A 19,529-nucleotide genomic window follows, 5' to 3' on the forward strand; every position below is an offset into this window, starting at 1 on the left:
GGGGCGAAGCCCCAAAATTAGCAAGAGTATGTAGTGATAAACTCGTATGGGTGCGGTCTACCTTCCCAAGGCCAGATAGATGTTTCAAATTTGTAGTGCTGATATGTTTGAATGAACTCTTCAGTCATAACATCACCAACTTTGAACAGATCTTTGTTTGCAAGCATATTCTCGATCGCTTCTCTTAGAGTATGAGGCATCTGCTGGATACCTTTTTCTCGAATCTCATCAAGAGTAAGCTCAAAGAGATCCATCTCCATAGGATCACCTGGATCGATTTTGTTTTTGATTCCATCGATTCCAGCAAGAAGGAGTGCAGTAAACGCAAGATATGGGTTACCAGAGCTGTCTGGAAATCGGAACTCTGCCCGTACACTCTTTTCACCAGCTCCCCAAGGAATACGACAGCTTGCACTTCTGTTTTGTGCTGAATATGCAAGGATTGAAGGAGCTTCAAATCCAGGAATGAGTCGTTTATAAGAGTTCGTAGAAGCATTTGTAAATGCAGCTACTGCTTTAGCATGTTTTAAAACGCCACCGATGAAATATTTACCAAACTGGCTAAGGTTTGCATATCCGTTTGGATCATAAAAGAGGTTTTTGCCATCTTTCCAGATCGAGATATGGGTGTGCATTCCGTTTCCGTTGTCACCATAGAGTGGTTTTGGCATAAAAGTTGCAGTTTTACCATTGATGTGCGCAACATTTTTGACTACATATTTAAGTTTTTGCACATTATCAGCTGCTTCGATGAGTGTTCCAAACTTCACACCAATTTCACCTTGTCCCTGTGCAACTTCGTGGTGGATGACATAAGTTTCCAGACCTACCTCTTCCATCACTTGACTCATCTCCGCTCTTAGATCCATCATAGAGTCTACTGGAGGAACAGGGAAGTATCCACCTTTTGTACCAGGTCTGTGTCCGATATTATACACATCGTACTCTGGACTATCAACGCCTCTATTCCACTCACCTTCGCTTGTATCTACTTCGTAGTACTGGCAGTTGATCTCATCTCTCACTTTGACATTGTCAAATACGAAAAACTCATTTTCCGGACCAAAGTATGCAACATCACCGATACCGCTTTCTTGAAGATATTTAAGCGCTTTTTTTGCGATACTTCTAGGACACTTCTCATATGGTTGATTTTTATAGATATCATATACATCACAGATAACTACAAGTGTAGGATCTGCAGTGAACGGATCAACAAACTCAGTTCCCGCTTCAGGAACCAAAACCATATCCGATTTATTGATTGGCTGCCATGCTGGAAGAGAACTTCCATCAAAAGGGAGACCATTTCTAAATGTATCTTCATTAACCGCTTTGACATTGTACGTCACGTGGTGCCAAGTTCCTTTGATATCTGTAAACCGAAAGTCAACAAACTCGATCTCCTCTTCTTTTATTGTATCGAAGAGTTTTTGTAGCTTGGCCTCATCAACTTGAAACATTGATTCTCCTTTGTTTTGTTTGATTTCGAATAAATTATATCGTAATAAAGTTTAAACAAATTTTCACATGATGTTCAAAAAATAGACAATTTTCTTCTATAATGTATAATTGTATCAATAGAATTTGAAGGATTTTTATGCAACAAATTGCAATTATTTTGGGAGCTATTTTTATTGCTTCAGTGATCAATATCATTTTAAAGCGTTTCGATTTTCCAACCATTATCGGCTACATTCTCACTGGGGTCATCGTAGCGGAATTTTTTCATCTCAATGTCCATAATACAGAAATTCTTGAATATGTTTCCGAATTTGGAATCGTCCTTTTGATGTTTACTATCGGTCTGGAATTCAGTTTCCGGGAACTGAAGGTAATGAAAAAGGAGGTGTTCGTCTATGGCGCCCTACAGGTGCTCATCACTGGGCTGCTTTTTGCATTCATGGCCACACTTCTGTTTTCGATGCCACTTCGATCTGCCATCATCATCGGTTTTGCATTAGCACTCTCTTCTACCGCTATCATTTTAAAGATTTTGAATGAAACTGGAGAGATCCATGCAAGTTATGGACGCAAAGCGCTAGGCATCTTACTTTTTCAAGATATAGCGGTTATCCCGCTTCTTTTGATGATTGAAATCTTTACCAAGGATGTACCTTTACAGGCATTGATTTTACAAACACTTCTCAATATGTTCCTCTTCTTTTTACTGCTGTATATCCTGGGAAAATATGTTATCGATAGGTTTCTTCACTATGCAGTCGCAACCAAAAATCAAGAGATCTTTTTATTGGCAGTCTTTTTCGTCATCATTCTCAGTGCCGCAGTCGCACACTATTTTGGCTTCTCCTACTCACTTGGAGCATTTTTTGCCGGTATGCTTCTAGCAGAATCGCACTACAAATATCAAATAGAGGCTGACCTTTCTCCATTTCGTGATCTATTACTTGGTATCTTCTTTTTTTCCGTTGGAAATAGAATCGATTTATCCATCATCGTAGACCACTTTGGCCAAATCATTCTCCTTCTCACTGGCATCATGCTACTGAAAGCTCTCATTGCCTATGGCATTGTAATAATCTGGGAGCAAAAACGAACCGCTTTTAAAACCGCATTGACAATATCACAGGTAGGCGAATTTGCCCTTGCCCTTTTTGTGATGGCCTACGGCAATAAATTTATCGATGAAACCACACTGCAAATCGTGGTCAGTGTCGTTGTTCTTTCCATGATTGCAACACCTTTTATCCTAAAAAATCTCAAACGTTTAGCTGATAAACTCTTTAAAGAACCTGTAAGAGAGCTTATCATCGAAGGGGGACATTTCAATAACCATATCATCGTATGCGGCTATGGACCTCTTGGAAAAGAGATTGCAAAAGTATTGAAACATAAATCGTTTCAATACATCATTATCGAACACGACCTCAAACTCTACGAAGAGGGCGTACAGAACAACGAGCCTATCTTTTTTGGAAACGCTGCACAGCGCAATGTGTTACAAAGCCTTGATGTCAAAAATGCGTGTGCTGTTGTTATGACATTTCACAATCTTGAAAAAATCAGACTTGTTGCCCAAGCTGTTTTGGACATGGCACCAAATGCCCATCTCGTTGCGAGAGTACGGGACGAAAAAGAGAAAAAGGTTTTGGAAGATCTCTCCATTGCCGATATTGTGGTCAGTACTCAGGTTCTATCCAAAGAGATGATGGACAGACTTTTGTATTGCCACATCTAAAACAGAAGCTGTTCTTGTTCCTGATTATCTTTTGCAAGATCATCTTTTGATGGCTTGGAGATATCGGTATAATAGATCTTTTTTCCATTAATGATCATAGTTTTAACCCCTTCGGGGACTATAAATTTCCTTCGAAGCTGAGGATTGAGCCTATAGATCTCTTTGATCATCGCTCCCACCACCGGTGCAGAAGCCCTTCCTCCCGCCTCTCTTTTTTTGAGCGGAGAATTGTCATCTTGACCGAACCAAACAACAGTTTCGATATCCGGTGTAAACCCACAAAACCAGGCATCCACATAATTGTTGGTTGTCCCTGTTTTCCCTGCCACTTCAACACCTGGGACTCTCGCTCGGGTACCCGTACCTCTTTTGACCACATCACGTAATATATCTACGATCAAAAAGGCTTGTTTGGGCTCCTCAATCTTTTTGGACCGAAGCTGTGATTCAAAAACGATTTTTCCATCCTTATCATGGATACTCAAAACGATTCTCGGTGTAATACGAATACCGTAGTTTGGAAATACAGAATAGAGTCCTGCCAGTTCCAAAGGAGATACAACTACGCTTCCCAAAGCGATAGAGAGATCTTTTGGTATCTTAGTAAAACCAAACTCCTTCAATCCTTTGTAAACATTGGTCAAACCCAGATCTTCCACTAAATTGATTGTTGCCAGATTTCTGGAGTGTATGAGTGCCTCACGTAATGGAATCTCCCCTTCAAAATTCTTTTCATAGTTCTTTGGTTTCCATATCTGTTTCTCCCCGTCAACCTCAAATTCATAGCTTCTTGCGATATCCGGTATTTTTGTGATCTGAGAATAGCCATGATTGAGAGCGATTTGATAAATAAACGGTTTAATGGCACTTCCTGGCTGCCGTTTTGCCTGGGTAGCTCTGTTGAATGAACTCTTCGTATAGTCCACTCCTCCAACAAGCGCCAAAACTTCCCCAGTTTTTGGCTTGAGAGTAACCAAAGCACCATTGAGATTTGAGTAGTTGTAATCTTTGCCTCTTTGCTTGATCGCTTCGTATCCTGCCCTTAGCTTCTCTTTTGCAATGTTTTGGAGTCGCAGATCAATGGTTGTATAGATTGCATATCCGCCTGTTTTGATATCTGGAAAGAGTGGACCAAACCTTCGAATCACCTCATCGACAATATATGGTGCACTGTTTTTTGTCAAAGTATCGTCGTACACTATTGGCTTTTCTTGAATCGCTTCGGTAAACATCGCTTCATTGATCCAACCAAGTTCATGCATACGGGTAATGACCCGATTGGCCCTTTTGAGAGCCTCTTGATAATGTTTGGTAGGATCGTAATAGCTTGGCGCTCTTGGAAGTCCAACGAGCATGGCGATCTCTTTGAGTGTCAGCTGAGAGAGATTTTTGTGAAAATATCCCTTTGCAGCTGTTTTGATACCGTAATATCCATGCCCAAAAAAGACCTGATTGAAATAGCGCTCCAAAATCTGCTCTTTTGTGAGTCTTCGTTCCACCTCCAGTGCTATAAGAGCCTCTTTTATCTTTCTTTGCAGTTTCTTTTCACGCGAGAGTACCATGTTTTTAACCAACTGTTGCGTGATGGTACTGGCTCCTTCAACAAACCTTCTTGCTTTGATATCTTTGAGCAGAGCTCTAAAAATAGCATCGAAATTGATGCCGGGATGTTCAAAGAATTTCGTATCTTCAATGGCTAAGAGCGCTTCAATCACCCGCGGCGGTATCTCTTCGTATCGCACATACTCTCGATTTTGACCTAAAAACACATTGGCGATCAGTTTTCCGTTCCTATCATATATCTTTGTCGTAAGCTTTGGATGATAGTTAACGATAACATCCGCTTTGGGAGCTACCTCTTTGTACAGTGTGGCTGCATAATAGATTCCAAACCCAATACCTACTATCGATACAATCAAAAATATTGTAAAGAAAAAAGAGATAATTTTTTTCAGTATCTTCATGTCCGAAACTCTCTGTTGGCAAAATTGGACTCAATCAGTATTTTCGTATATTCTGTTCTTGGATGGGTAACGACTGAATCGAGCGGACCCTCCTCCAAAATTGTACCATCTTTGATCACAGCGATTTCTTTGCAAAGTTTTTGTGCGCTTTGTATATCATGGGTTACAAAAAGCATCAAAAACTCCATCCGTTCTTGCAAATTTTTTAAAAGCCGCAACACCATCGCTTTGGTTTTAGGATCGAGGGCAGTAGTGGGCTCATCTAGTAGGAGCAGTTTCGGTTCTTGCACAAGGGCCATAGCGATAACTACTCTTTGTACCTGACCCCCGCTTAGCTGGGGAGGATATCTCTCCAAAAAAGAGCCATCAAGTCCCACCATTGTCAACATATGAGCCGCTTTTATCTTGGGAGCAAAAAATTGATCTTTTATTTTTGTCAGTGGACTCAACGAGGTAAAAGGGTTTTGTGGAACGAGAGATAGCGTCTGTCCTCGAACAAGCTCATACTCCCACTCATACTCTATTTGAGAGTGAAGATTTTTCGGTAGCAGTCCAAGCAAGGCCTTGAGTGTCAGACTCTTTCCACTGCCGCTTTGTCCCACCAACGCCAATGAATGATGAATCTCAAAAGAGATATCGACAAGCTTTTTTCGTTGGTTTTTATCGATAATCTGCACCCTCTTACAAACAAATGGCTTCATGAAAGCATCTCCAAAACTTTCACAAAGTCTTCTTCGCTCTCTCCGAGTCTTGCAATGACACGGATGATCGGTTTTTGGACGGTTGGAGGGCGAATAGCACCCACAAGATAGCCTTGTTCTAGCAGTTCTTGCTGCACATTCAATACATCTTTTTTCTCTATATCTACGATGAGTCCCGGTGTTTCATAGCCAAAATCTTTTGCGATAGACTGCCTTTTTTGAATCGCTTTGTACAAAAACTCTCTTTTGTTGGTAATCTCTTGAAGCGCTTCATGTGCCAACGCTACATCCATAAGTGACAATGCAGTGGTGTAGATTATACTTTTTGCCCGATTTTCCAGATAGGAGACAATTTCGCTACTAGCCAAGATATACGCTCCATAACTTGCATAGGCCTTGCCAAGCGTTCCCATTTTGATATGCATCGGTGAAGGCTTTATGTTGTAATAGTCAAAAACACCCAGAAGACTCTTTCCTACGACTCCACTACTATGAGCTTCATCGACGATCAAAAGAGTATCTTTGGCAACCTCAAAAATTTCAGGATTGAGAATATCCCCACTCATGGAGTAGATCCCCTCAACGGCAACTATTGCTCTATCAAAACCACCTTTTTGTAGTCTTTTTTGTAAATCTTCTGCATCATTATGAGCAAAAAACTCTACCTGTTCAACAAGCCTTGAAGCCAAAATACCGCTAGCATGAAACTCCTCATCCATGAAAAGTTTATCTTTTTTTCTCACTAAGGATTCTATGAGTGCCAGGTTTGCCAAAAATCCGCTTCCTACCGTTATACAACTCTCAAATCCATTGAGCCGACACAACGCTTCTTCGAAGGCTTGATGAATGGGAGTATAACCGTTGATTAAAGCGGAAGCTTTAGAAGTGTTGTAAGAAAATTGCAATACTTTTTCATACGCTCTTTTCAAAAGCTCTTTGTCATGAGCAAGTCCCAGGTAGTCATTGGAAGCAAAATCTTTGACATCAAGAGGAAAAAGTCGTCTTTTGCGAAAACGTCTGGAACGCTGCAAGGCCTTCAGCTCTTTTTCATACATCCAAAGCCTCTACAATTTTTTTATAACCTGCTGTTTTCTCTTTTTTATATAATTCTATTGCCTCTTTCAGATCGTACTCTTTACAGTAAAATCCAACGATTTGCAAAAGATTTCGGGGTTTGGGACTCTCTTTGGCCCTTTCAAAATCGATCACCTTGCACCACCTTAGCTTTGGATCAAACAATATATGATAGTAGCGTCCTAGTTCCGTGTGCCAGATATGCGCTTTATCCAAAATGTATCCAATCTCCAAAGCTAAACGAAGCGCTCTTTTTTTATCTCGCTTCAAGGCCTCTTTCATGGAAATTCCATCAATATACTCCATGACGATGTAATCTGGCCCATACTCGTACAGTTTTGGAACGAAACCGAGAGGTTGAAGTTTTTGCAATATTTTTATCTCATTTTGAATGGTATTTGGCTTGTTGGGTTTTTGCTTTTTGAGAACAGCTTTTTGATCAAAATAGTCTATGAGATAGATTTCGCCACGGTTGCCTTCAAAGATCTTTTGCAATTTCAGCCAGCCTTTCTACCTGAAGTCCCATCGCTGTCGATTCTCTCCCTAGAACCTCTTTGATATATTTTTTACAAAACCCCTCTACCATACAAGCACCAGCTTTTCCTCTCCACTGGCCACTTTTAAGATAGTTTTGCAAATCTTCTTCGTCAAATGGAGCAAAAATGTAGCTTGTTACGTCAAGATCTTCTACTGTTTTCTCTTTATCTTTATAGATCATGCAGGTGATAATATCTACTTTGTTTCCGCTCTGTTTTTGCAAGATCTTTCTAGCCTCTTCTTCATCCTTGGCTTTTCGAAGAATTTCATCGCTAACGGCTACGACCGTGTCTGCAGCAACGATCGGTATTTCAAGGCCATATTTTTCAACAGCTGCTTCCATCTTTCCTCTTGCAGCTGCGCAAACAAAATCTCTAGGATTTTTATATACCTTTAAAAGTTCCTCTTCATCAAAGTCGACTGGACTTTGAATGAACTCAATTCCAGTATCTTGTAAAAGTTTCGCCCTTGTCTCACTTGTACTGGCAAGTCGTATCATCCGATTTTTTTATCTCCACAATTTCCCGTAATACAACTGCCACCAGGTTTGTGGCGAAGATCTGGAATATTCAAAACACCTCGTAAAATTGTCTCTACCGTAGCATTCTGCGTCTGGAAAACCTCTTTGAGATATTCATGGGCTTTCATGGGATCCACATGATCGCCACATGTAAACACATCCACCGCTGCAAACCCATATTCGGGCCAGGTATGGATCGTCAGATGCGACTCACTGATGACCACGACACCACTCACGCCATATGGCTCAAACCTGTGAAACGATTTTCCTATTACCGTCGCTCCTGCAATCTCGGCAGCCTTTACCAGCGCCTCTTCCACTTTCTGCACGTCATTAATCGCATTTTCATCACATCTATAATATTCTGCCAAAAGATGCTTTCCCAAAGATTTCATTGCATTCCTTTCTAAAATCCTCTCAATACCAATCCAAAATAGAGTGCCATAATCCCCAAAAAGATATTGAGCGGTAACATATATTTCGCGATCGGTGCCAACATTTTCTTCGCCATCAAGTAGTTGCTTGAAAGATAGTAACTTTGCGCTTTAAATCGAAGCCAAACCATACCTGCGTAATTGAGTGTCATAACAAGCCATATGGCCTCTTTTACATGAACAATCTTACTCAAATCGGTATGCCCTTGAAAACCAAAAGCATATGCCATGTACAGGCCTGTTGCCAAAATGATCACGATAAATGGGAATACCAAACCAAAAAGTCTTCCTGTAATTTCAAGAAGTCTTGCAAGCCGTACATGATCATCCTCGATATGCTGCATCGACGGATGTACCGCAAAGCGAATGGCTATCATACCACCTACCCAGATTATGGCTCCAAGAACATGGAAAAAGATCACATATTTCATCAAATCACCCATGTCCCCTCCTATAGATGCTCTTTTGCATACTCTAAAGCTGCTTTCTTTGCTTCACCGATCTTCTCTGGATTTTTTCCACCCGCTTGCGCAAAATCTGGACGCCCTCCGCCACCGCCGCCAACGACTGGAGCGACACTTTTGACCCAGTCACCAGCTTTGAGTTTCACTCCTTTTGCACCAGCAGCGATCAAAACTTTCTCGCCCCTTTTTTGAAAAAGCATCACTGCCAATTTTTCGTGTGCATTTTTCAAATCATCTATGATTTTTTTGATATCCCCGGCATCTACCTCATCAATAACAACTCGGACGCCGTTGATCTCCTGGGAAGCAAGCTCTTTTGCACTGACACTGCTTATATTTTTTATCTCTTGTTTAAGATCTTTTATCTCATCTTTGAGTTTCTTGATACCAAGAAGGATATCTTTATTTTTGACCTCTTCGCTGGCTTTCACTAAACTCTCTCTCCACGATTTCGCCAATTTGACTGCACTCATACCACATACGGCTTCGATCCTTCTGACTCCACTGCTAACCCCTGACTCTTTTGTAATAAAAAAGGAGCCAATCTCCGCACTGTTTTTCACATGCGTCCCACCACACAACTCTACACTCACATCGCCGAACTCGACAACCCTTACAACATCGCCATATTTCTCACCGAACAGTGCCATCGCTCCTTTTTCTTTCGCTTTGTCGATTGGCATCTCCTCCACTTTTGCTTCAATTCCCTGCGCAATCACTTCGTTGACAAAATTCTCAATTCGTTCAATCTCTTGGGCATTCAAAGGCTTTGGATGGGAAAAATCGAATCGCAGTCTATTCGCTTCAACCAAACTTCCTTGCTGCGTCACATGCTCTCCCAAAATTTTGCGAAGTGCAGAGTGTAAAATGTGGGTAGCGGAATGGTGCTTGGCGATTTCTCTTCTACTCTTATCGACAACCGCTTCAACCGCTTCATCTTTTTTGACCTCTTTTATCGCTTCTACAAGACTCATATTGAGATCAAAAAATTTCTTCGTATCAAGGACTTTTGCGATTTTTTCACCCTCATACAGGCGTATTTCACCTCTATCTCCAATTTGTCCACCACTTTCGGCATAAAATGGGGTCTCTTCCAGTAAAATCCATCCCTTTTGTCCTGGTTTCAAAGATTCGCATTTTTTGAAACTCTCATCCAAAAGGCCTGTGATGATAGTATGGGCTTTTAGTTTCTCATATCCCACAAACTCGTTTTTCAGACCCAACAACTCTTTGAAATCGCCACTTAATGCTACGTCCCCGCTTCCCTTCCATGCAGCTTTCGCCCTTTGGCGTTGCTCTTGCATAAGCGTTTCGAAGCGCTCTTTATCTAGTCGAAGTCCCTTTTCTCTGAGCATATCTTCGGTCAAATCGAGCGGAAATCCGTAGGTGTCGTAGAGTTTAAAAGCCACATCTCCGCTAAAGATTGTTTTCGTTTTGGCAAGTTCTTCTTCAAACAGTCTCATTCCTGCTTCGATGGTTTGATAAAAGCGCTCCTCTTCAGCACGAATCTGCTCTTTGACAGTGGAGAGTTTTTCATACAGATAGCTGTAGTGTCCTCCCATTATTTCAGCTACTTTATCTGCCAACCGATACATAAACGGCTCTTTGAGACCAAGCAGATAGCCGTGGCGAACACCCCGTCTAAGAATTCTTCGAAGAACGTAGCCTCGGCCTTCATTGCTAAACATCACACCTTGACTAAGCAAAAAGGTCACGGCTCTGATATGGTCTGCAATGACACGAAAGCTCGCGCCCTCTTTATAGATGTATTTTTTCTTTGAAAGATCACTGATAGCATCGATAAGAGGCATGAAGAGTGAGCTGTCGTAATTGCTCAAAACTCCCTCTTTAATAGCGGTAATTCGCTCCAACCCCATTCCCGTATCGATACTCGGTTTTGGAAGCGGCAGCAGTTCACCCGCTTCGTTTCTTTCATACTGCATAAAAACAAGGTTCCATATCTCCAAAAAGCGATCACCATCACCGCCAAGATAGTCTTCGGGCCCTTTGAAATGCTCTTCACCCTGATCATAGAAGATTTCACTACACGGTCCACATGGACCCGTATCGCCCATCTGCCAAAAATTGTCTTTGTCGCCAAATCGTTTTATCCGATCTTTTTTCACAAATTTTTGCCATATCTTTTCGGCTTCATCGTCACTTTCATGAACCGTCACCCAGAGCTTCTCAACCGGAAGTTCCAAAACTTCCGTCACAAACTCCCATGCATAGGCGATGGCTTCCTCTTTAAAATAGTCTCCGAAACTAAAGTTGCCAAGCATCTCAAAAAAGGTGTGGTGCCTTGCGGTATAGCCCACATTTTCGAGATCATTATGCTTTCCACCCGCTCTTATACAGGTTTGGCAGCTGGTCGCTCTTGGAACTTCAGCCGGCATTTCCCCAGTGAAGATCTTTTTAAAAGGCACCATCCCAGCATTCGTAAAAAGAAGGGTAGGATCTTCGGGCACGAGGGGTGCACTAGGGTAGATCGTATGCGCTTTGCTGGCAAAATAGTTTAAAAACTCTTTTCGAATATCCATATGAAGCCTCGTTTCATAATTTTTAATGGGTTATTTTACCAAATTACTGCTTCGGAGTGAGATAGCCTTCATTGACCATCTCTAGCACGATATCACGAAATACAGGGGCGGCTGTTTGTGAAGCGAAATGTCTTGTGTGAGGTTCTATGACGGTTACACCTATCGTATATCTGTGTGTACGATCATCGGCAAAACCGAAAAAGGAACTGTTATACAGACGCACATACCGGCCATGTTTGACCCGGTGGGCGGTTCCAGTTTTCCCCCCTATAAAAAGACCCTCCACTTTGGCAACGGTCCCCGTTCCCTTTTCGACAACCTTGCGTAAAACATTACGCACCATAGCTGCAGTCTTTTCATCAATGACTCGTACTCTTTTGGGAGGTTTCAAAGCCACTCTTTTACCGCTTGGAGTTGTTAAAAAGGAGGCGATTCTTGGAGTGATGCGAATACCATCGTTATTGAAAACATTGTAGGCATTTAAAAGCTGCATAAATGTCGCCTTGATTCCATAGCCATACCCTACCGTCGCTTTGTAGATTTCGCTTCTGAATTTATATACAGGTATGAGATAGCCGCTATGCTCATAGGGTAAGTCAATCCCTGTTTTTTGGGAAAATCCAAACTTTTTGAGTCCATTGTAAAACTCTGTTTGCGAAAGTTTTTGTGCTAGCTGAGCGATACCGATATTGCTGGAATAGACAATCACATCTTCCACACCCATCCAACCCATTTTATGTTCATCGGTGATGATTTTTCGCCCCAACCTATATCGACCGTTGTACCCAAAAACGATATCGTACAGTGATATATGTTTGTTTTGCAGGAGCAACGCAAAAGTGATCGGTTTCATGACAGAACCCGGTTCGAACTCATACTCTATCACTTTTGCATTGAGCGAGTTGTAGTCTTTTTTCCGAATATGCTTTGGATAGAATCGATTGGAAGAGGCAATGGCCAATATCTTCCCACTTCCGCTCTCCATAACCGCTGCAATGATCTCTTTTGCTTCAAGGTCTTTTTTATGAGTATCCAAAATTTTTTCGAGGTTTTTTTGAAGCAACATATCCACATTGAGATAGACATTGTACCCATCGATACGCTTTTTGACGAAAGTGTCTTTATTGAAGATGATGTTATTTCCTATATCCCTTTTACCACGGATAATGCCGTCTTGTCTTGGCCGTATCCACGATTCATAGTATTTCTCTATCCCCTTGACACCCTCGATCCGGGTATACCGGTTCTCTTCATGCTTTCGCACATATCCTAAAATGGGGGTAAGTGTATCCCTGTATGGAAAAACCCTGCTCTCACCACTTTCTAAAATAGTCAATCCCTGCTTTATCACTCTGTTGCCTACTTTGTATGGGACAAACATATCCATACGATAGAGTTTTCTGGCTAAAGATTTAAGCTGATATGCGGTTTTTGTATCGATATTGTACGAAAGTACTACATACCCGCTTTTGCGAAGTTTCTTTCGTATCTTTCTTGGTTCAATTCCACTGAATATGGAAAAAAGTTTGACAAAAAGCTCTTTTTTATTTGGATCGATACATCGTGTATTGACGGCAACTTTATAGAGTTTGTTAGAGTAAGTCACCTGATACCCGTCACTGCTGACGATAGATCCACGAATGGCACGGTTTTTCTCTTCGATCACTAACCTTGGAAGTTTTCTCTCCTCGACGACAATTTTAAAAAGCACCGCTAAAAAAATCACAATTCCGAAAACAAAAAGCAAAAAAATGGAGACGATTTTATAGAGTTTTGCAGTTTGGTCCATGTGCGGCGTTCTTAAATCTTTTTTTGGGTAAATATAGGTAGAATAATACTCTTAATGCTATAAAGATTGACTTAAAAGAGTCTTATGATCGATAAACGACTATTTTTCATTGCTACAGCCATTATTGTCGTTAGTATGCTGGCTTCATACAGTATGACCACATATACGACACTCTTTTTTGGCTATTCGCAGTTTCACTTTTTCATACGCCAAACACTATTTGGAATTGCCGCCATCCTCATCATGTGGACGTTGGCCCAATTTGATCCAGAAAAGCATGCCGTTCCTTTCGGCCTTGGTCTCTTTTTTCTCTTTTTCATTCTTATGCTTACAATGCATTTTTTGCCTTCTTCTATCGTTACTGCCGTAGGAGGAGCAAAACGGTGGATTAAACTGCCGTTTATTTCCATCGCTCCTGTCGAATTTTTCAAAGTTGGTTTTGTCTTTTTTTTAGCCTGGAGTTTTTCGCGAAAATTCCAGCAAACATCCACCCATCCGCTTTGGAGTGAGTTGAAGCTCATCGTACCCTATCTTGTGATCTTTCTCATTGCCGTTATCTCCATAGCTATCTTTCAAAACGATATCGGACAGGTCATGGTACTGGGATTGACACTCTCTTTTATGCTGGTCTTTGCAGGGCGCAGTTTGAAACTTTTTTTCATGCTTATTTCACTTGCTGCGGTTCTTTTCGTGCTGTTCGTTTCTATTTCGGAACACAGAATAGCCCGGATCAAAATGTGGTGGGCCAGCGCACAAAACTATATCCTTTCCTATCTGCCAGGTTGGGTGGCCCAGGAATTGAAACTGGATGACGCCAAAGAATCCTATCAGATTGTCAACTCTTTAAACGCAATTCATCATGGAGGTATTCTCGGTCAAGGTATCGGAAATGGAGCGTTGAAACTTGGATTTTTGAGTGAAGTACATACAGACTTCATTTTAGCAGGTCTCAGCGAAGAACTCGGGTTTATCGGTGTTGGACTCTTGATGTTTCTTTATATTCTTCTGATTCACAGACTCTTCAAAATCGCCCACAGAAACAAAGACACCATCACTTATCTGTTCAGCGTAGGTGTTGCGATGTTAATAGGATTTTCTTTGCTTATCAACTCCTATGGCATCAGCAGTATCTTGCCTATCAAAGGCCTTGCAGTTCCTATGCTCAGCTACGGAGGAAGTTCCATGCTCGCCAATGGAATGGCTCTTGGTATGGTACTGATGCTAAGTAAAAGGAAAGATGCAATATGCGAATCCTCATAACAGGAGGAGGTACGGGAGGTCACCTCTCGGTAGCCAAAAGTCTCAAAGAGGCTTTCAAAAAGAAAGATGCCACACTCTACTACATCGGTTCTATTCAAGGACAGGACAGATCATGGTTTGAAAATGATGAAGATTTTCAAAAAAAACTCTTTTTCGATGTTGAAGGTGTCGTTAATAAAAAGGGGATCAACAAGATAAGAGCACTAACGGATATAGTGCGTGCAAGTTTCGCGGCAAAAAAATTGATCAAAAACGAATCCATCGATGCCGTTGTGAGTGTGGGAGGCTACTCTGCAGCTGCAGCAAGTTTTGCAGCGCTGCAGCTGAACCTTCCCCTTTTTATACATGAACAAAACGCTGTCAAAGGAAAACTGAACAGACTGCTTTCACCTTTTGCAAAACGGGTATTTTGTTCGTTTGTGCCACCATATGATCCCTATCCTGTACAAAACATCTTTTACGAAACCAGACGAATCAGGAAAGAGCTTACAACTATCATCTTTTTAGGAGGTAGCCAAGGAGCAAAGCAGATCAATGATCTTGCCATGAGCTGGGCGAAAGAGCTTCAAAAACACAATATCAAAATCATTCATCAAACAGGAACAAGGGACTTTGAAAGAGTTCGCTCTTTCTATGCAAAAGAGCGAATAGAAGCGGATGTATTCGCCTTCGATCAAAATCTAGCGCAAAAGATTGTTCAAGCCGATTTTGCAGTTTCCAGAAGCGGAGCTAGCACTCTATGGGAACTTGCCACCAACCTTTTGCCAGCTCTTTATATTCCCTACCCGTACGCAGCAGGTGACCACCAAAAACATAACGCACTCTTTTTATACCGTCATGATGCATCAATGGTATTTGAAGGACAAAGTCCGCAGGATATCCTATCACTCAATATCTTTTCCATGAGTGAAAACCTCTTGCCATTTTCTAGACCCGACGGCGCAACAAAAATAGTGCTGTCTATTGTAAAAATGATTGAAAAGTAAATTTCTTATTTACTTACTTCAACTCTATTTTTTCCATCCCTTTTTGCTTTGTAAAGTGCTTGATCGGCTCGTTTCAAAACTCTTTCAAAAGACTCATCTCCCTTCTTCTGGGCGATACCAAAACTAGCAGTTACTATAATATTGGTTCCATCATCTAAAACGATAGTATGATGACTAATTACTTCTTTCAATCTTTGTGCAAGTTTTTTTGCTCCATCAATATCTGTATGTAGTAAAATAATTAAAAATTCTTCACCTCCGTATCGATACACTTTTGAATCTTTTCGGACATAAGTATGAAAGATCTCACCAAGTTCACGAAGGACCTTGTCCCCTGCTATATGCCCAAAAGTATCATTTATCTTTTTAAAATCATCAATATCTATTATAATAACACTATATGGCAAACTCGCTTCTTCTAAAAGTTTAATTTCTTTTTTTAAAGCGTTTCTATTATAAAGATTTGTTAATGGATCGTGAACAGCTTCTTTTTCTTGCTGTTTAAAAGCATCTTCAATAACTATCAGTTTTTTCTTGCTTTTTTCAATCTCTTGTTTTAATTTTTTATTTTCTTCTTCCAATTGTTCTACTTTGTTTTTCAAATCTTCAATCCGTTCATCATCTCGATTTTGAATAGCATCAACACTCTCATTAAGGTACCCATTATGTTTTTCTACATTTTTCTCAAATCTTATCAAAGTAACTTCTGAATATGTGGCTATGTTTTGTAAATCATCAGTAAGTTTCCGAATCTGATACTGCATATCAGTTTGTTCCATATAATGTTTATACTCTTCATATAAGGCAAAAAGATTTTTAGGGGTTAAAAGATGTTTATTCTTCATAGCTTTACAAAATGTAAAAAACCATTCACTATAATTTTTAGGTGTCAACGAAATTTTTTGCTGACTTAAAAAATGAATAGTTTCTTTTGCAACTTTTTTAACAAACTCCTGCTCTTTTGCATTTAATACTATTTTTGTAATCAACTCTTCACAATTCATCATACTGTCCTATAACCAAATGTTATCAATGAGTCGAGTGGAACCTACATACGCTGCAACTAAAATGATCGTTTTTCCGATTTGAATCTTTTGGAGCGGGCGAAAATCTCTATCTACAAAAGCGATGTACTCCACTTTAAGATCTTGCAAAATATTTTGCATCTCTTTTTGAATCTCTTGGATATCCAGTATGCCGCTTTGTACCATTTTAGCAGCTCTTTTGAGAGATTTTGAGATTAAAAGGGCCTTTTTCCTCTCTGCATCGCTTAGATACACATTTCGGCTGCTCAAAGCCAGGCCATCGTTGTCACGCACTATTTCACAAGGGACTATCTCAATATCCATAAAAAAGTCCTGTACCATTTTTTGAATGAGATAGAGCTGCTGAGCATCCTTTTTCCCAAAGTAGGCTCTTGTAGGCAAAACAATATGAAAGAGCTTGTTCACAACCTGCAAAACACCATCAAAATGTCCCGGTCGAAAATGCCCCTCTAAAACATATCCTTTTTGATGGGGAGCTTTTACAAGGACTTCATCTTCTGAATAGATTGTATCTGGCTGGGGCATAAAAAGAATGTCCACTCCGGCAAGTTCACAGATTTTTTTATCTGCCTCATACCGTCTGGGATACTTCTCAAAATCCTCTCCTGGCAAGAATTGCGTAGGATTGACAAATACAGAAACAATTGTATAATCATTATGCTCTTTACTTTTTTCAATAAGAGAAAGATGGCCTTGATGAAGTGCTCCCATCGTTGGAACAAATCCTACGCTTCCTTTCAGCGCGATTCTGGCTTCTTTCAGTTCTCTTGGAGTATGCACAATTTGCATGTATACCCTTTTGATATAATTCTCTTAAAATTTTACCCAAATTAGGAGCAAACAATTGGACAGCTACGAATATTCAGAACTACTGAAAAAACTGGAACAAAAAATTGAAAATATCAAGAATATTATCAAACCAGATCTGATTACAAAGCGTCTAAAAGAGATAGAACAGTTGGAAAACTCTCCGGATTTTTGGAATGATGCAAAAAAAGCGGGGGAGATTCAAAAAGAGAAAAACAGGCTCTCTCGCATATTGGAAAAATTTGAAGAGGCTCGTAGTAGCGTTGAGGATGCAAAAGATCTTTTTGAGATGGCTACAGAAGAAGAGGATACGGAAACACTGAACATGCTCTTTGAAGAAGCACCAACGCTTGAAGAAAAAGTCAATAAGATAGAAATAGAAACGATGCTCAGCGGTGAAAATGATGATAAAAATGCAATTGTCACCATCCATCCGGGTGCCGGTGGAACCGAGTCGCAAGACTGGGCCAGCATTTTATACAGAATGTACCTCAGATGGGCGGAACGACATGGGTTCAAAGTGGAAGTATTGGACTACCAAGAGGGGGAGGAAGCGGGCATAAAAGACGTCAGTTTTATCATCAAAGGAGAGAATGCCTACGGATATCTAAAGGCTGAAAACGGTATTCACCGATTGGTCCGCATCAGTCCGTTTGATTCGAACGCCAGACGTCATACCTCCTTTGCTTCAGTGATGGTAAGTCCAGAAGTAGACGATGATATCAACATCGTCATAGAAGATAAAGATATTCGCGTAGATACCTACAGGGCCAGCGGTGCTGGAGGACAACACGTAAACAAAACGGACTCAGCCATTCGTATTACACACATTCCTACTGGAATAGTTGTTCAATGCCAAAACGACAGAAGTCAGCATAAAAACAGGGCTACTGCGATGAAAATGCTAAAATCCAGGCTGTATGAACTTGAACTTGAAAAGAAACGTGCAGAACAAGAAGGAATTGAAAAGAGTGACATCGGCTGGGGTCACCAGATTCGAAGTTACGTTTTAGCTCCATACCAACAGGTAAAAGATACCAGAAGCAACAAAGCCTACTCCAATGTAGAGGCAATCCTTGATGGTGATATCGACAAAATTATCGAAGATGTGTTAATAGCCGAAGCCGAAAAAGAGAGCAAGTAGCTCCTTTCGGTTTTATTGATCTTACCCATCAACTCATTTCATCAACATCTCTTTTTTTAAAAATATTTCCAACATTTACAACAAAATGTATTCAATTTGGTCGGCTTTCAGTTTTGTTTAATCTTCTCATAGTTACCATGAATGGTGTAACAGTTATGCAAATTATTGCATAACTATTTATAATATTACATATAAGGAGTAATAATGGCACCATCTGAGATTCTTGGTATTGTTTATGCAGGTCTTATGAGCGTTTCTGCTGTAACTTGGTTGGGATTTAATCTCAAAAAATAAGGCTAAGATCTCTTAGCCTTTTACCTTTTTCAAGGCTCCCTCTTCCAACTTATAAACTGCGTTACACTGCATTGCCAAATCCATATCATGCGTTACCAAAAATAGTCCAGCTTCTCGAATTTCAATATATTCAAAAACCCTGTGCATAACCTCATGTGCCGTTTTTTGATCAAGATTGCCAGTTGGTTCATCGGCAAATAATATTTTTGGCTTTTTTGTCAAAACCCTAGCGATACTAACGCGCTGCTGCTCTCCCCCACTCAGCTCAGTGACCTTTTTTTCCATGACTTTTTCTATTCCAAAAGCACGAATGAGGTTTTGATCGATTGGCTCTTGACTCAACAACGATGCAACCTCAATATTCTCCAATGCGGTAAAACCTTTGAAAAGATAGTGAAATTGAAAAACGATGCCTATCTGCTTGCGACGAATCTCTTGAAGGAGTTTTCTGTTTTTTTGGTGATAGATGGAATTGCCAAAAAGTTTTACTTCACCATTTTGTGGTTTGAGCAAGGTTGAGCAAATATGTAAAAGTGTCGATTTCCCACTTCCACTCACGCCCACTATCGCCAAAGACTCTTTTGGAGCCAATTCCAAATTGACATTTTCAAAGAGAGGGTAGTCAAATGAATGGGCAATGTTTTTCGCTTCAAGCAGTGACATGATTTCCCTTCTATTTTAGGGAGTATTATAGCAATAATGTTGAAAAGTAGAGACAATGGGAAAGAAAACTTCAGTGAGGCACGAAGGAGAAGCAGTTCTCCTTCTAA

The 19,529-nt window shown here is 40.5% G+C and carries 17 protein-coding genes; 4 read left to right on the forward strand and 13 right to left on the reverse strand.

Translation table 11 applies throughout. The features are described from left to right. Positions 1 to 17 precede the first annotated feature (17 nt). The gene (gene glnA / locus NIS_RS08100) at positions 18 to 1,463 is read right to left on the reverse strand and encodes a type I glutamate--ammonia ligase (protein WP_012082889.1); all 1,446 of its coding nucleotides are present in this window, start codon (positions 1,461 to 1,463) and stop codon (positions 18 to 20) included. Positions 1,464 to 1,600: 137 nt separating this feature from the next. On the opposite strand from glnA, the gene NIS_RS08105 reads away from it, so the two are divergent. Next, on the forward strand, positions 1,601 to 3,199 hold the full coding sequence (locus NIS_RS08105; protein ID WP_012082890.1) for a cation:proton antiporter: 1,599 nt from the start codon (positions 1,601 to 1,603) through the stop codon (positions 3,197 to 3,199). Here the strand turns inward: NIS_RS08105 and NIS_RS08110 are convergent. From NIS_RS08110 to NIS_RS08150, 9 genes are read right to left on the reverse strand one after another with little or no spacing between them, the layout of a single operon-like run. Then, entirely contained in the window at positions 3,196 to 5,163 is a 1,968-nt protein-coding gene (locus NIS_RS08110; RefSeq protein ID WP_012082891.1) for a transglycosylase domain-containing protein, read from the reverse strand. The two genes, NIS_RS08105 and NIS_RS08110, sit on opposite strands and share 4 nt — an antisense overlap. Further along, a complete protein-coding gene (locus tag NIS_RS08115; RefSeq protein WP_012082892.1) occupies positions 5,160 to 5,864 on the reverse strand; it encodes an ATP-binding cassette domain-containing protein in 705 nt (234 codons plus the stop codon). Before NIS_RS08115 ends, NIS_RS08110 begins: the two co-directional genes overlap by 4 nt. Then, positions 5,861 to 6,919, reverse strand: coding sequence for an aminotransferase class I/II-fold pyridoxal phosphate-dependent enzyme (locus tag NIS_RS08120; protein WP_012082893.1), 1,059 nt, complete (start codon positions 6,917 to 6,919; stop codon positions 5,861 to 5,863). Before NIS_RS08120 ends, NIS_RS08115 begins: the two co-directional genes overlap by 4 nt. Next, entirely contained in the window at positions 6,912 to 7,433 is a 522-nt protein-coding gene (locus NIS_RS08125) for an RIO1 family regulatory kinase/ATPase (RefSeq protein ID WP_012082894.1), read from the reverse strand. The genes NIS_RS08120 and NIS_RS08125 overlap by 8 nt, the downstream gene beginning before the upstream one ends. Next, positions 7,417 to 7,974 carry a septum formation inhibitor Maf gene (gene maf, locus NIS_RS08130; RefSeq protein WP_012082895.1) on the reverse strand — a complete coding sequence of 186 codons (558 nt, stop codon included), beginning with the start codon at positions 7,972 to 7,974 and terminating at the stop codon, positions 7,417 to 7,419. The genes NIS_RS08125 and maf overlap by 17 nt, the downstream gene beginning before the upstream one ends. Continuing rightward, positions 7,971 to 8,390, reverse strand: a complete 420-nt coding sequence (speD, locus tag NIS_RS08135; protein ID WP_012082896.1) for an adenosylmethionine decarboxylase — start codon at positions 8,388 to 8,390, stop codon at positions 7,971 to 7,973. Before speD ends, maf begins: the two co-directional genes overlap by 4 nt. A gap of 11 nt (positions 8,391 to 8,401) precedes the next feature. Then, positions 8,402 to 8,872: a hypothetical protein gene (locus NIS_RS08140; protein WP_012082897.1), complete on the reverse strand. Its 471-nt coding sequence runs from the start codon at positions 8,870 to 8,872 to the stop codon at positions 8,402 to 8,404. 8 nt (positions 8,873 to 8,880) lie between these two features. Beyond that, a complete protein-coding gene (alaS, locus tag NIS_RS08145) occupies positions 8,881 to 11,433 on the reverse strand; it encodes an alanine--tRNA ligase (protein WP_012082898.1) in 2,553 nt (850 codons plus the stop codon). Between the two features lie 43 nt (positions 11,434 to 11,476). Continuing rightward, complete coding sequence (locus tag NIS_RS08150; protein ID WP_012082899.1) at positions 11,477 to 13,222, reverse strand: peptidoglycan D,D-transpeptidase FtsI family protein; 1,746 nt, start codon at positions 13,220 to 13,222, stop codon at positions 11,477 to 11,479. Positions 13,223 to 13,306: 84 nt separating this feature from the next. Here NIS_RS08150 and NIS_RS08155 point away from each other — a divergent pair, with 84 nt between their 5' ends. Together NIS_RS08155 and NIS_RS08160 are read left to right on the forward strand one after the other, a co-directional pair. After that, positions 13,307 to 14,482 carry an FtsW/RodA/SpoVE family cell cycle protein gene (locus NIS_RS08155; RefSeq protein ID WP_012082900.1) on the forward strand — a complete coding sequence of 392 codons (1,176 nt, stop codon included), beginning with the start codon at positions 13,307 to 13,309 and terminating at the stop codon, positions 14,480 to 14,482. After that, positions 14,467 to 15,468, forward strand: a complete 1,002-nt coding sequence (locus NIS_RS08160; RefSeq protein ID WP_012082901.1) for a UDP-N-acetylglucosamine--N-acetylmuramyl-(pentapeptide) pyrophosphoryl-undecaprenol N-acetylglucosamine transferase — start codon at positions 14,467 to 14,469, stop codon at positions 15,466 to 15,468. The genes NIS_RS08155 and NIS_RS08160 overlap by 16 nt, the downstream gene beginning before the upstream one ends. A 5-nt stretch (positions 15,469 to 15,473) precedes the next feature. Here the strand turns inward: NIS_RS08160 and NIS_RS08165 are convergent, their stop codons facing one another. Both NIS_RS08165 and panC read right to left on the reverse strand, forming a co-directional pair. After that, a complete protein-coding gene (locus NIS_RS08165; protein WP_012082902.1) occupies positions 15,474 to 16,472 on the reverse strand; it encodes a GGDEF domain-containing protein in 999 nt (332 codons plus the stop codon). A gap of 9 nt (positions 16,473 to 16,481) precedes the next feature. Then, positions 16,482 to 17,303 carry a pantoate--beta-alanine ligase gene (gene panC / locus NIS_RS08170; RefSeq protein WP_012082903.1) on the reverse strand — a complete coding sequence of 274 codons (822 nt, stop codon included), beginning with the start codon at positions 17,301 to 17,303 and terminating at the stop codon, positions 16,482 to 16,484. Between the two features lie 55 nt (positions 17,304 to 17,358). Here panC and prfB point away from each other — a divergent pair, with 55 nt between their 5' ends. Then, positions 17,359 to 18,465 (forward strand): peptide chain release factor 2, encoded by a 1,107-nt coding sequence (gene prfB / locus NIS_RS08175; RefSeq protein ID WP_012082904.1) that lies wholly within the window; start codon positions 17,359 to 17,361, stop codon positions 18,463 to 18,465. Positions 18,466 to 18,771: 306 nt separating this feature from the next. On the opposite strand, the gene NIS_RS08180 is transcribed toward prfB, so the two are convergent. Next, positions 18,772 to 19,422, reverse strand: coding sequence for an ABC transporter ATP-binding protein (locus tag NIS_RS08180; protein WP_012082905.1), 651 nt, complete (start codon positions 19,420 to 19,422; stop codon positions 18,772 to 18,774). Positions 19,423 to 19,529 lie beyond the last annotated feature (107 nt).

It is taken from the genome of Nitratiruptor sp. SB155-2, from assembly GCF_000010325.1.
Lineage (GTDB): Bacteria > Campylobacterota > Campylobacteria > Campylobacterales > Nitratiruptoraceae > Nitratiruptor.